Here is a 12,726-nt window from a genome sequence, read left to right on the forward strand (position 1 = left end):
TCAAAGCCGCAGTCAAGCGGCAAGGGGCCGTGCACCACGGGGGAAGATATGGCTGATGCATCATTCGCCATCGAACTGAAAGGCATCTCGAAGGCCTTCGGTCCGGTGCAGGCGAACAAGGACATCAACATCGCGGTGCCGAAGGGCACGATCCACGGCATCATCGGCGAAAACGGTGCGGGGAAGTCCACGCTGATGTCGATCCTGTATGGCTTCTACAAGGCCGACGCAGGACAGATTTTCGTCAACGGTCAACTGACCGCAATCCCCGATAGCCAAAGCGCCATCCGCGCCGGCATCGGCATGGTCTTCCAGCACTTCAAGCTGGTGCAGAATTTTTCGGTCCTGGAAAACATCATCCTGGGCGTCGAAGACGGCCCGATGCTGAACACCTCGCTGTCGAAGGCGCGCAAGGAACTGGAACGTCTGGCGCGGGACTACGACCTGGAGGTCGACCCCGACGCGCTGATCGAGGACCTGTCCGTAGGCCACCAGCAGCGGGTGGAGATCCTGAAGGCCCTCTACCGTCAGGCCGAAATCCTAATCCTGGACGAGCCTACGGGTGTCCTGACCCCCGATGAGGCCGACCACCTGTTCCGCATCCTGCGGGGCCTGAAGGACCAAGGCAAGACCGTGATCCTGATCACCCACAAGCTGCGCGAGATCATGGAGGCCACCGACAACGTGAGCGTCATGCGGCGCGGCACGATGGTCGCCACGGTCAAGACCGCCGAGACCAGCCCCGAGCAACTGGCCGAGCTGATGGTGGGCCGCAAGGTGCTGCTGGAGGTCGACAAGGGCGTGGCCAAGCCGGGTGAGGTGGTGCTGTCCGTGCAGGACCTGCGCGTGCGGGATGAGCACAAGGTGGAACGGCTGAAAGGCATCAGCTTCGAGATCCGCGCCGGCGAGATTCTTGGCATCGCCGGGGTGGCTGGTAACGGGCAGTCCGAGCTTCTGGCCGCCTTGGGCGGGATGCAGCCGGCAACCGGGACCGCAACGCTGAAGGGCGCGGTGCTTCCCCTGTCCGGCACCGGGTCTGACGGCCAAAGCCGCCGCCGCGCGGGCATCGCCCATGTCCCCGAAGACCGCCACCACTATGGCCTGATCCTGGACTTCACCGCCTGGGAGAACGTGGCCTTCGGCTATTTCAACGACCCGGACTATCAGAAGAACGCGCTCTTCATGGACAACGACGCGATCCGCGCCGACACCGAAAAGAAGATGGCCAAGTTCGACGTCCGCCCACCGATCGCGACCTTGCCCGCCAAAAGCTTTTCCGGCGGCAACCAGCAGAAGATCGTCGTCGCGCGCGAGATGGAGCAGAACCCCGCGCTTCTGCTGATCGGCCAGCCGACACGGGGCGTCGACATCGGCGCGATCGAGTTCATCCACAACCAGATCATCGCGCTGCGTGACGCAGGGGCGGCGATCCTGCTGGTCAGCGTCGAGTTGGACGAGATCATGTCGCTGTCGGACCGCATCGCCGTGATGTTCGACGGCAGGCTGATGGGCTTCCGCGACCCCGAGACGACGAACGAACGGGAATTGGGCCTGCTGATGGCCGGGGTAACCGGGAAAGGGGAAGCGGCATGAGCGTCGGCAAGGTCGCGTTCGGCCTTTCCATATTGTGCTGCGTTCCTGTCCAGGCAGAGGTCCTGCTGGTCTGCGCCTTCCCAACCCTTCCCGACGCGGTCATCCGTTATCCGGACGATCCAGCGGCAGAAAAGACAATGCAGGTCGGGGCGCGACCCGCGGTTACTTTTCAGGAAGGCCAGGGAGCCGGTCGGATTCTGTCAGCTAACGTCGATGGCTATTCCTTCCAGATTGCGCCCGAAAACTCATACATGGACGTTCTCCGCGAAGGGGCCACGATCCAGAGCGAGCAGGGAGATTGCGTCACAGTCGGAGGGCCGACCAACGATCAGCCGCTAAGCCTGGAAAGCGGGGACCAGGCTCAGGACGCTCCAGTAGCTGAACCGACCCCGAGTAAGGGGCGCTGGAAGACCACGGAAGAGAAATCCGCCTTCGACGACAGCCGGACCGTCGTGCTGTCGATCGAGTCGAATGAGACTGTGCGCGGACAGTTCGGCGCCCCGGGTCCGGCGTTTATGTACTTGCGCTGCATGGAAAACACGACCTCTGCCTATCTTTGGATCAACGAACTCTTCCTAAGCGATATTCAGGGCTACGGAGTGGTCGACTATCGGATCGATGATCGCAAGGCGTCAAAGCTTCGTGCCGAAAGCTCAACCGACAACAAGGCCCTTGGGGTCTGGTCGGGTGGCAAGGCGATTCCGTTCATCAAGGAGATGTTGGGCGGAGGACGCATTGCCTTTCGGGCCACGCCGTTCAACGAAAGTCCCGTTGAGTTCACATTTGACCTGACCGGACTGGACGCGGCAGTCGCGCCCTTGCGGGAGGCTTGTGCATGGTAAGTCTTGTCCCACAGGATCCAAATACGATGATACACGACCGGAGGGCCGCCTGATGGACCGCTTGCCACGCTGGGCCGATGTCGCCCTGGTTCCCTTCGTCTCGCTGCTGCTGGCCGCGATCATCTCGGCCCTGGTCATCATCGCCATCGGGCAGGACCCGTGGGAGGCGATCACCGTCATGGTCCAGGGATCGGTGATGAACGCCTATGGCTGGGGCTATACGCTGTATTACGCGACCAGTTTCATCTTTACCGGCCTTGCGGTGACCGTGGCCTTCCATGCCGGTTTGTTCAACATCGGTGGCGAAGGTCAGGCGCAGTTGGGCGGTCTGGGCGTGGCGATGGCACTTCTGTTCATTCCCTGGCCGCATTGGACGATTGCCCTGGTGGCCGCAGCCTGCGGGGCGGCGCTGTTCGGGGCGGCCTGGGCGGCGATCCCGGCCTACCTGCAGGCCAAGCGCGGCAGCCATATCGTGATCACCACGATCATGTTCAACTATATCGCCGCCAGCCTGATGATCTTCATGCTGGTCGACGTGCTGCGCCCCCCCGGCAAGATGGACCCGACCACCGCCAATTTCCCGCCCGCGGCGCATTTGCCCAGCCTGAACGAAATCCCCGGCCTGAACCTGATCTTCACCAGCGGCGTGCCCGCAAACGTCACTTTCTTCATCGCGCTGGCGATGGCGGTGGTGGTCTGGGGGCTTTTGTGGCGGACGCGGCTTGGCTACCAGATCCGCGCCTTCGGCAAATCCGAGCCAGCGGCGCGTTATGCCGGGATCAACCCGACGCGGATCATCATGATCGCCATGCTGATCTCGGGCGGGCTTGCGGGCCTGATGGCGATCAACAACGTGATGGGCGAGGCAGAGCGGCTTCTGGGCAACTCGGCGTCCGGGGCGGGCTTCATCGGCATCGCCGTGGCGCTGATGGGGCGGAACCATCCGATCGGCGTGGTGCTGGCGGCGCTCTTGTTCGGGTTCCTGTTCCAGGGCGGGGCGGAGCTGGGCCTTTGGACCAAGATCCCGATCGAGCTTCGGACCGTCGTGCAGGGTTTGGTGATCCTGTTCACTGGTGCCTTGGACGTGATGGTGCGGATGCTGCTGATCCGCATCTTCGCCGTCTTCCGTGGTCGCAAACTGGAGGCCGCGTGATGGATTACGCAACGCTTCTGCAAATCCTCGACTCGACCCTGCGGCTGGCAACGCCGCTCTTGCTGGCCTGCCTTGCGGGACTTTATTCGGAACGCTCCGGCGTCTTCGACATCGGTCTTGAGGGCAAGATGCTGGTCGCCGCGATGTGCGCTGGCGCCGTGGCGTTCTACACTGGCAATGCCTGGGTGGGAGCGCTGGCGGGGATCGCCGGGTCCATGCTTTTTGCCCTGATCCACGGGGTCACCTCGATTACCTTCCGGGGTAACCAGCTGATCGCGGGGGTGGCGTTGAACTTCCTGGCTTCAGGGATGACCGTGCTGGTCGCGCAGTACCTTTTTGGCCAGGGCGGGCGCACCCCGCCTTTGACCGGGGGTGCCCGGTTCAATCCGATCACCCTTCCCTTTGCCGATGCGGTGAAGGATGTCCCCGTGGTGGGCACCTTCTACCATGAGGTGATTTCGGGCCATTCGATCCTGGTCTATGCCGCCTTCGGCATCGTCGCACTGACCTGGTGGGTCCTTTACCGCACCCGCTATGGCCTGCGCCTGCGGGCCGTGGGCGAGAACCCGGCGGCGGTCGATACTGCCGGGGTCAGCGTGGTGGGCCTGCGCTTTTCAGCCGTGATGGTGACCGGCGTCCTGTGCGGGCTGGCCGGGGCCTACATGGCGACGGCGCTGCAGGCGGGCTTCGGCAAGGAGATGACGGCGGGCCGGGGCTACATCGCGCTGGCGGCGCTGATCTTTGCCAAGTGGCGCCCGGTGCAGGCGATGTATGCCTGTCTTCTGTTCGGCTTCTTCCAGGCGCTTGCGCTGCGGCCCGACGTGGTGCAGGCGGTGGTACAGGTGAAGGTGCCCGTCCCCTTCCTGGACGCACTGCCCTATATCCTTACCGTCCTGGTCCTGGCCGGGTTTGTTGGCAAGGCCATCCCGCCCCGCGCCGGCGGAGAGCCCTACGTCAAGGAGCGCTAAGGTATGAACCGGACCGTCGTGCTGCTTCTGGCAACCTTGGGTGCACCTGCCGCAGCCGAAACGCTGGCAGAGCTGCGCAACGGGCTGACCGGGCGAGAGATCACGGTGAGCGGTCACATCGGCACCGGCCTCGACATCGGCGATGACGAGGCGCTGTCGTTCCGCGACCTCGACGGAAACACCTACCCCGTGGTGTTCGATGCCGGACGCACCGCCCGCAAGACGCTGGAGGGCTGCAAGTTTGCCATGTTCGGAGGTGGTTCGCCCTGCGCGATGGACGGCAAGGCCGAACTGGAACTGGACGGCTCGCGGCTACGTCTCATCATCTACGAGGTCGCCAGCATCGCCCCACCTGCACCCTTGAAGTGAGCCCATGACCGATACGAACACCCTTTCCGCCCTGATCCGCTCCCGTGCGGGAGAGGCCCCGGTGGCCTTGGGCCTGATCCTTGGTTCAGGCCTGGGACACCTTGCCCACGCAGTCGAGGGGGTGGCGATTCCCTATGCCGACTTGCCCGGCTTCCCGCATGTCGGCGTTTCTGGCCACAACCCGAACCTTCACATCGGCACGTTGGAGGGGGTCCGGGTCGCCGTCTTTGGCGCGCGCGAGCATTACTACGAATCCGGCAATCCCCGCGCCATGTTGCTGCCACTGCAGGTGCTTAAGGCATTGGGGGCTGACAGCCTGATCCTGACCAATGCCGCAGGGTCGATGCGCCCCGATGTCCCGCCGGGCAACGTGATGCTTCTGTCGGACCACATCAACTATTCCGGCCTTAACCCGCTGATCGGCGAAAAGACCGATGCCCGTTTCGTGCCGATGACCGATGCCCACGACCCGGGCCTTCGCGCCTCGCTGAAAGCGGCTGCCGCAGCGCAGGGCATTGACCTGCCGGAAGGTGTCTACTGCTGGTACTCCGGTCCCTCGTTCGAGACCCCCGCCGAGATCCGCATGCTGAAACTGCTGGGCGGTGACGCCGTGGGAATGTCTACCGTGCCCGAGGTGATCCTGGCGCGCTTTCTGGGCCTGCGGGTCGCGGCCATTTCCACGATCACCAACATGGCCGCCGGCATGTCGGACGAGAAGATCAGCCACGAACACACCAAGGCGATGGCCCCGCTTGGTGCGGCAAAACTGGAACGCATCCTGCGGGAATTTCTGCGCTCACAGCATTGAGACGACGGGGCGTTTGACATCCCCGGCAAAGCCGCGCAACCCTTTGAAGACCCCGCCGCTTTCGCCCCGTCCCGCCTCTCCGACCGATTGCCGCCCTGATGCAGCTTTACCTTCCTATCGCCGAGGTTTCGGTCAATGCCTTCCTCATTCTGGGGTTGGGCGGCATCGTGGGGTTCTTGTCGGGCATGTTCGGGGTCGGTGGCGGATTTCTGATCACGCCCTTGCTGTTCTTCATCGGTGTCCCGCCCGCCGTGGCCGTGGCGACCGGGGCCAATCAGGTCGTCGCTTCGTCGATCTCGGGTGTGCTGGCACAGCTTCGGCGGAAGGGCGTCGACTTCACGATGGGGGGCGTCCTGCTGGCGGGGGGGGTCGTCGGCTCGGTCCTGGGGGTCTGGGTCTTCGGCATAATGACCCGGCTGGGGCAGATCGACCTTTTTGTCCAGCTGTCCTACGTGATCTTCCTGGGCCTGATCGGTGCGATGATGTTCCAGGAAAGCCTGCGGACCCTTCTGCGGTCGCGCAAGCCGGGCGGCCCGCCGATCCGCCGGGCGCATGTCCATTCCTGGGTCCACGGCCTGCCGTTCAAGATGAAGTTCCGGGCGAGCGGGCTTTACATCAGCGTCATTCCCCCGGTGCTGATCGGGGCTGCCGTGGGCTTTCTGTCGGCGATCATGGGGGTCGGCGGCGGCTTCATCCTGGTGCCGGCGATGATCTACCTGTTGGGGATGCCCACCAAGGTCGTGATTGGCACCTCGCTCTTCCAGATCATCTTCGTGACCGGTTTCACCACGGTCATGCATGCGGTGAACAGCCAGACCGTCGACATGATGCTGGCGCTGATCCTGATCCTTGGCGGCGTCGTCGGTGCCCAGATCGGCACGCGGGTCGGCGTCCGGCTCAAGGCTGAGCAGTTGCGCATCCTGTTGTCATTGCTGGTCCTGGCGGTCTCGATCCGCATCGCGGTCGATCTTCTGGTCCGGCCGTCCGAACTTTACTCGGTTGCGGGGGTCCTGCCGTGATCCGCGCATTTGCCCTTCTGCTGGCCCTTGCCTGTCCCGCCGCGGCGCAAGAGGTCATCGTCGCCGGGATGAGCCAGAACCGCGTCTCGATCACCGCCGATTTCGACGGGTCAGAAATCCTGATCTACGGCGCCGTCAAGCGCGACTCGCCGCCGCCCGAGGGCGGGCCGCTGGAGGTGATCGTGACGGTCGAGGGGCCCTCCAGCCCCGTTGCCGTGCGTCGCAAGGACCGGGTGGCGGGGATCTGGATCAACAACGCCTCGGTCCGGGTCGACAGCGCGCCCAGCTTCTACGCCGTTGCGACCACGGGGCCGCTGAACTACATCCTGTCCGATATCGACAACCTGCGCCACGGCATCACCATCGAACGGATGATCCGCGCCATCGGCATATCGGACGAGGCGGACAAGGCAGGGGAATTCGTGCTGGCCCTGCTGCGGGTCCGCACCGACGAGGGGCGCTACCGGGTGCTTGAAGGCAAGGTCGAGCTGACAGAAGACACCCTGTTCCGCACCGACGTGATCCTGCCCGCGAACCTGACCGAGGGCGAGTACAAGGTTCGCCTGTTCCTTCTGCGCGACAAGCGGGTCATCGCCACGCAGGAGCGGGTGATCGGCGTTCGCAAGGAGGGTCTGGAGCGGTTCATCTTCAACCTCGCCCAGCAGCAGCCGCTGGCCTATGGCCTGTTGTCGCTGGCGCTGGCCGCACTGGCCGGCTGGGGTGCGTCGGCGGCGTTCCGGCTGATGCGGGCCTGAACGGGCTCTCCTCGTGCGCCTTCGGCTTCTCGTCGCACGCGAGGGGTGACGAAGTCACCGACGCGCAGGTCGCAAGGTCACTTCTTCTTCGCCAGCGCCGCCTCAAGCGCCACGATCCGGGCTTCCAGCGCCGCGTTCTCTTCGCGCGCCTTCTGAGCCATCGCGCGGGCGGCATCGAATTCCTCACGCGTCACGAAGTCGCGGTCGGCCATCCAGCGGTCGACGAAGCTTTTCATCGCCGTCTCGGCCTCGGTCTTGGCGCCCTGGGCCACGCCCATCGCATTGGTCATGAGCTGGCTCATGTCGTCGAAGAACTTGTTGCGGGTCTGCATGGGCACTCTCCTGCGCTTTCACTCTATATGGCCCCGCCCCGCCCGCAGGGCAAGCCGCGCCGTGCCGCAGGTTGACATCGCGCCCCCTGCCCGCGACAAGCGATCCAAAAGCTGCACAGGGCCCGCATGATCCCCTTCCCCGACATCTCGCCCAACCTGTTCGAGATCGAGCTTTTCGGCTTCACACTGGCTTTGCGCTGGTATGCGCTGGCTTACATCGTGGGCCTGCTGTTCGGCTGGTGGGTCGTCCTGCGCGCCGTGAGAACCCCCCGGCTCTGGTCCGGTGCCCCGCCGATGACCCCGGATCAGGTCGAGCGCCTGCTGACCTGGATCATCGTCGGCGTGATCCTGGGCGGGCGGCTGGGCTATGTCCTGTTCTACGACCTGCCCACCTACCTGGCCGACCCCCTGCAGATCGTCCGGGTCTGGGAGGGCGGCATGGCCTTCCACGGCGGCTTCCTTGGGGTCGTCGTCGCCGCGCTGTGGTTCGGTCGGCGCGAGAAGATCCCGCTACTGTCGATGGGCGACCTTCTGGCCTTGGCCACCCCCGTCGGGTTGATGCTGGGACGCCTGGCGAACTTCGTCAACGCCGAGCTTTGGGGCCGCCCGACCACGCTGCCCTGGGGCGTGATCTTCCCGGGCGAGGCCGCGCAGACCTGCGAGGGCGTCGCCGGCCTTTGTGCCCGGCACCCAAGCCAGTTGTATCAGGCCGGGCTGGAGGGGTTGGTGTTGGCCATCGTCCTTCTTTGGCTGGCCTTCCGCACCGGGGCACTGAAGCGACCGGGCCTTGTCATGGGCGTCTTTCTGACGGGCTATGGTCTTGCCCGTTTCGTGGTCGAATTCTTCCGCCAGCCCGACGCGCAATTCGTCAGCCCGGGCAACCCGATCGGCTGGGCGGTCCAGTTCGGCCAGTTCGGCCTGACCATGGGCCAGCTTCTGTCGCTGCCGATGATCGCCCTTGGCCTTTGGTTCGCCCTTCGCTCCCGGGCGCAATAAGGCGGGCCGGCATGACCCCCCTCGCCCGCCTTCTGGTTCAGCGCATCCGCGAGACCGGGCCGATCACCGTGGCCGACTATATGGCCGAGTGTCTGCTGCATCCGGTCCACGGCTACTACACCACCCGCGACCCGTTCGGAGCCGCGGGGGATTTCACCACCGCCCCCGAGATCAGCCAGATGTTCGGCGAGCTTCTGGGGCTCGCCCTGGCCCAGGCCTGGCTGGACCGAGGCTCCCCCGCCCCGTTTACCCTGGCCGAGCTTGGCCCCGGGCGTGGCACGCTGATGGCCGACATCCTGCGCGCGACCAGGGCGGTCCCAGGCTTTCAGGCCGCGGCACGGATCGCCCTGGTCGAAGTCTCGCCCCATCTGCGACAGGTCCAGGCCGCGACGCTGTCCGGCCATGCGCCCGAATGGGTCGACCGCATCGAGGACCTGCCGGATCGCCCCCTGTTCCTGATCGCCAACGAATTCCTCGACGCCCTGCCGATCCGCCAGTTCCAGCACGGCCCCGACGGCTGGCAGGAACGCCTGGTCGGCCTGCGGGACGGGGCGCTGACCTTCGGCCTTTCTGACCCGCTGCCGCAGGTTCCCGACACCCCCGCCTTGCGCCACGCCCCCGAGGGTGCGCTGGTCGAGGACAACCTGACGGCCCGGATTGCCGTGGCTGAAGTTTCCACCCGGATCGCCCGTCATGGCGGCGTTGCCTACTGGATCGACTACGGCGGCTGGCGGTCGCAGGGGGACACGCTTCAGGCCCTGCGCCAGCACAAACCCGATGACCCATTGGCCCATCCGGGCAAGGCCGACCTGACCGCCCATGTCGATTTCGAGCCGCTCGCCGCTCTGGCCCAGGCCTTTGCCTACGATACCCAGGGCGCGGTCCTGACCCGCCTTGGCATTGACACCCGCGCCGAGCGGCTTTCGCGGAACCTCACCGGAGCGGCGCTGGAAAGCCACCGGGCAGCGCATCGCCGCTTGACCGCCCCCACGGAAATGGGTTCGGTGTTCAAGATGCTGGCGATCACCTCCGCCGGCTCTCCGCCACCCCCCGGATTCGCCTGATGCCCAGCACACTGGAAATCATCACTTCAGACGCACTCGACGCCCGCCACGGCTTCTTCACCCGCAAGGGCGGGGCGTCCTCGGGCATCTTTGCCGGGCTGAACTGCGGCACCGGGTCCTCGGACCAGACCGAGATCGTCGCCATCAACCGCGCCCGCGTGGCCGAGGCGATGGAGGTGGGACCCGAGATGCTGGTCACCGTCCACCAGGTCCATTCCGCAAGGGCGATCCCGGTGACCGGCCCGCTGTCGATCCGCCCCGAGGCCGATGCGCTGGTCACCGACCGGCCGGGGGTGCTGCTGGCCGTCCTGACCGCCGACTGCCAACCCGTTCTTTTCGCCGATCCCGAAGCCAAGGTCGTCGGTGCTGCACATGCCGGCTGGCGTGGCGCGGTGGACGGGGTGCTGGAAGCGACCATCGACGCGATGGAATCGTTGGGGGCGCGTCGGTCGAACATCAGCGCGGTGATCGGCCCGACGATCAGTCAGGCCGCCTATGAGGTGGGCCCCGAGTTCTTCGACCGCTTCCGCGCCGAGGACGAAGAGAGCACGCGCTTCTTCGCCAATGGCAAGGATGACCGGATGCTCTTTGACCTGCCCGGCTATGGCCTTTACCGGCTCCGCAACGCAGGGGTGAAAGAGGCGCATTGGACAGGACACTGCACCTACCGTGATCCAGCCCGGTTTTATTCCTTTCGGAGAACAACGCATGCCGGAGAGGCGGATTATGGTCGACTCATATCGGTAATAAGGCTTTGAATTCGCTGAATGGGGCGTGAAAATGCTCTGATTGCAGCACCTTTCTTCCCCAACCTTGCCGCAATCGCCCGTCAAGCATACCCCAACAGGTTGTATTACGACGGGGGATCCGATGATCATCCAGATGAAAACCAAGCGCCGCTGGATCCTGTCGATCCTTGAAACTGTTGGCGACGGGGAAGACACCCGCATCGTCGCCCGCGCCTCGGCACGCCAGACCTCGGCCCGCACGGCGATGGTTTCTGGCCAGAAGGGCTTTGCGATGCGGCTGAAGACCGCGACGCGCCAGGTCTCGGACGCCTCGCGCTAGGGCGGAACCTTCAGCTCAGGCGTGCTTGGCCAGCCGCGCTTCCAGGACATCGAACGGCAGACCGGGCTCGTCCTTGGCACAGCGGATGACAAGGCTGGTCTTCACGTTTGCGACGTGGTCGGCCTTGAGCAGTTCCTCGGTCAGGAAGGTTTGAAAGGTCGACAGGTCCGGCGAGACGCATTTCAGGATGAAGTCGATCTCGCCGTTCAGCATGTGACACTCCCGCACCAGCGGCCAGGCGCGGCAGCGCGCCTCGAAGGCGGCAAGGTCGGCCTCGGCCTGGCTGTTCAGCCGCACCATGGCGAAGACCTGGACCTCAAAGCCCAGTTCGCGCGCGTTGATGTCGGCGTGGTAGCCGCGGATGAAGCCCTGTTCTTCCAGGCCCCGCACCCGGCGCAGGCAGGGCGGTGCAGAGATGCCCACGCGGCTTGCCAGCTCGACGTTGGTCATCCGGCCATCAGCCTGAAGCTCTGCCAGGATCTGACGGTCGATGGGATCAAGCTTGTGCGCGGCCATGGTGCCTCCGTTCTGCGGCCTTACTTAAGCATGGGGTCGCCCGTGCGCAATAATATTTCAACCGAACGCAAGAAAACGATGCCAATCGCATCGTGCATGCCCGCCATGCAGGGGCTTTCCTGCCCGCCTGCGCATGGATATATCGAGGGCCGACAGATGGGGGACAGCATGGGCGAGACGCGGCATACACGGGTTCTGATCATCGGCTCTGGCCCAGCGGGGTATACCGCTGCCGTCTACTCGGCGCGCGCGATGCTGGAGCCCCTTCTGATCCAGGGGCTGCAGCCAGGCGGCCAGCTGACCATCACGACCGAGGTCGAGAACTGGCCCGGCGACCACACGGTCCAGGGCCCCGACCTGATGGTGCGGATGGAGCAACACGCCAAGGCGATGGGGGCCGAGGTGATCTCGGACTATATCACCAGCCTGGACCTGTCGCAGCGGCCTTTCACCGCGCAGGCGGACAGCGGGATGACGTATACGGCCGACGCGGTGATCCTGGCCACGGGGGCGCAGGCGAAGTGGCTGGGGTTGCCCTCGGAGGAGAAGTTCAAGGGCTTCGGCGTGTCGGCCTGCGCGACCTGCGACGGCTTCTTCTATCGCGGGAAAGAGGTGGTGGTCATCGGGGGCGGGAATACTGCCGTTGAAGAAGCTCTGTTCCTGACCAACTTCGCGTCGAAGGTGACGCTGATCCACCGGCGCGACAGCCTGCGGGCCGAAAAGATCATGCAGGATCGGTTGTTCAAGAACCCGAAGATCGCCGTCGTCTGGGACAGCGAGGTGACCGAGGTTGCCGGGACCGAGGCTCCATTGGGGGTGACGGCGGTGAAGACGCGCAATCTGAAGACCGGGGTCGAGGGGGAAATTCCCTGCGACGGGTTCTTCGTCGCGATCGGCCACGCTCCGGCGTCGGAGCTGGTGAAGGACCAGCTGCCGCTACATTCCGGCGGGTATGTGGTGGTCGAACCGGGCTCGACCCGGACGGGGGTCCCGGGGGTCTTCGCGGCCGGGGATCTGACCGACCACATCTACCGGCAGGCCGTCACCAGCGCCGGGATGGGCTGCATGGCGGCGCTGGATGCGGAGAAGTTCCTGGCGGGGCACTAGCTGCCCACCGTGGACAGATTTGTGGCCCCTTGGGAATCAAGGGGTTGGGTGCGGGCGTTCAGGGTTTCTTAACGGTTGCTCGTCGTGCGCCTTCGGCTTCTTCTCGCGGGACCACAGCGAGGAGAAGCCGAAGGCG

15 protein-coding genes are annotated in these 12,726 nt (G+C 65.0%); 13 read left to right on the forward strand and 2 right to left on the reverse strand.

What is annotated here, in order from left to right; translation table 11 throughout:
• Window positions 1-48 precede the first annotated feature (48 nt).
• The 8 genes from Q8M85_RS20605 (at window position 49) to Q8M85_RS20640 (ending at window position 7,507) form a co-directional block, all read left to right on the forward strand.
• Complete coding sequence (locus Q8M85_RS20605) at window positions 49-1,593, forward strand: ABC transporter ATP-binding protein (RefSeq protein ID WP_305548153.1); 1,545 nt, start codon at window positions 49-51, stop codon at window positions 1,591-1,593.
• Window positions 1,590-2,435 (forward strand): type VI secretion system-associated protein TagO, encoded by an 846-nt coding sequence (locus Q8M85_RS20610; RefSeq protein WP_305548157.1) that lies wholly within the window; start codon window positions 1,590-1,592, stop codon window positions 2,433-2,435. Before Q8M85_RS20605 ends, Q8M85_RS20610 begins: the two co-directional genes overlap by 4 nt.
• 52 nt (window positions 2,436-2,487) lie before the next feature.
• A complete protein-coding gene (locus Q8M85_RS20615; protein WP_305548159.1) occupies window positions 2,488-3,588 on the forward strand; it encodes an ABC transporter permease in 1,101 nt (366 codons plus the stop codon).
• The gene (locus tag Q8M85_RS20620; RefSeq protein WP_305548161.1) at window positions 3,588-4,556 is read left to right on the forward strand and encodes an ABC transporter permease; all 969 of its coding nucleotides are present in this window, start codon (window positions 3,588-3,590) and stop codon (window positions 4,554-4,556) included. Before Q8M85_RS20615 ends, Q8M85_RS20620 begins: the two co-directional genes overlap by 1 nt.
• Window positions 4,557-4,559: 3 nt before the next feature.
• Window positions 4,560-4,925, forward strand: coding sequence for a hypothetical protein (locus Q8M85_RS20625; protein ID WP_305548163.1), 366 nt, complete (start codon window positions 4,560-4,562; stop codon window positions 4,923-4,925).
• 4 nt (window positions 4,926-4,929) lie between these two features.
• Window positions 4,930-5,733, forward strand: a complete 804-nt coding sequence (locus tag Q8M85_RS20630; protein ID WP_305548165.1) for a purine-nucleoside phosphorylase — start codon at window positions 4,930-4,932, stop codon at window positions 5,731-5,733.
• A 98-nt stretch (window positions 5,734-5,831) separates the two neighbouring features.
• A complete protein-coding gene (locus tag Q8M85_RS20635) occupies window positions 5,832-6,752 on the forward strand; it encodes a sulfite exporter TauE/SafE family protein (protein WP_305548168.1) in 921 nt (306 codons plus the stop codon).
• On the forward strand, window positions 6,749-7,507 hold the full coding sequence (locus Q8M85_RS20640) for a TIGR02186 family protein (protein ID WP_305548170.1): 759 nt from the start codon (window positions 6,749-6,751) through the stop codon (window positions 7,505-7,507). The genes Q8M85_RS20635 and Q8M85_RS20640 overlap by 4 nt, the downstream gene beginning before the upstream one ends.
• 77 nt (window positions 7,508-7,584) lie before the next feature.
• Here the strand turns inward: Q8M85_RS20640 and Q8M85_RS20645 are convergent, their stop codons facing one another.
• Complete coding sequence (locus Q8M85_RS20645) at window positions 7,585-7,839, reverse strand: accessory factor UbiK family protein (RefSeq protein WP_305548172.1); 255 nt, start codon at window positions 7,837-7,839, stop codon at window positions 7,585-7,587.
• Between the two features lie 126 nt (window positions 7,840-7,965).
• Here Q8M85_RS20645 and lgt point away from each other — a divergent pair, with 126 nt between their 5' ends.
• The 4 genes from lgt (at window position 7,966) to Q8M85_RS20665 (ending at window position 10,967) form a co-directional block, all read left to right on the forward strand.
• Entirely contained in the window at window positions 7,966-8,835 is an 870-nt protein-coding gene (lgt, locus tag Q8M85_RS20650; protein ID WP_305548176.1) for a prolipoprotein diacylglyceryl transferase, read from the forward strand.
• 11 nt (window positions 8,836-8,846) lie between these two features.
• The gene (locus Q8M85_RS20655; RefSeq protein WP_305548179.1) at window positions 8,847-9,899 is read left to right on the forward strand and encodes a class I SAM-dependent methyltransferase; all 1,053 of its coding nucleotides are present in this window, start codon (window positions 8,847-8,849) and stop codon (window positions 9,897-9,899) included.
• On the forward strand, window positions 9,899-10,657 hold the full coding sequence (gene pgeF, locus Q8M85_RS20660; protein WP_305548182.1) for a peptidoglycan editing factor PgeF: 759 nt from the start codon (window positions 9,899-9,901) through the stop codon (window positions 10,655-10,657). The genes Q8M85_RS20655 and pgeF overlap by 1 nt, the downstream gene beginning before the upstream one ends.
• Window positions 10,658-10,769: 112 nt before the next feature.
• Entirely contained in the window at window positions 10,770-10,967 is a 198-nt protein-coding gene (locus Q8M85_RS20665; protein ID WP_305548185.1) for a hypothetical protein, read from the forward strand.
• Window positions 10,968-10,982: 15 nt separating this feature from the next.
• Here the strand turns inward: Q8M85_RS20665 and Q8M85_RS20670 are convergent, their stop codons facing one another.
• Window positions 10,983-11,483: an Lrp/AsnC family transcriptional regulator gene (locus tag Q8M85_RS20670; RefSeq protein ID WP_305548188.1), complete on the reverse strand. Its 501-nt coding sequence runs from the start codon at window positions 11,481-11,483 to the stop codon at window positions 10,983-10,985.
• 168 nt (window positions 11,484-11,651) lie between these two features.
• On the opposite strand from Q8M85_RS20670, the gene trxB reads away from it, so the two are divergent.
• Entirely contained in the window at window positions 11,652-12,590 is a 939-nt protein-coding gene (gene trxB / locus Q8M85_RS20675) for a thioredoxin-disulfide reductase (protein ID WP_305548202.1), read from the forward strand.
• Window positions 12,591-12,726: the final 136 nt, after the last annotated feature.

Origin of the sequence: Tabrizicola sp. (assembly GCF_030694085.1) — a bacterium.
Classification (GTDB): Bacteria; Pseudomonadota; Alphaproteobacteria; order Rhodobacterales; family Rhodobacteraceae; genus Tabrizicola.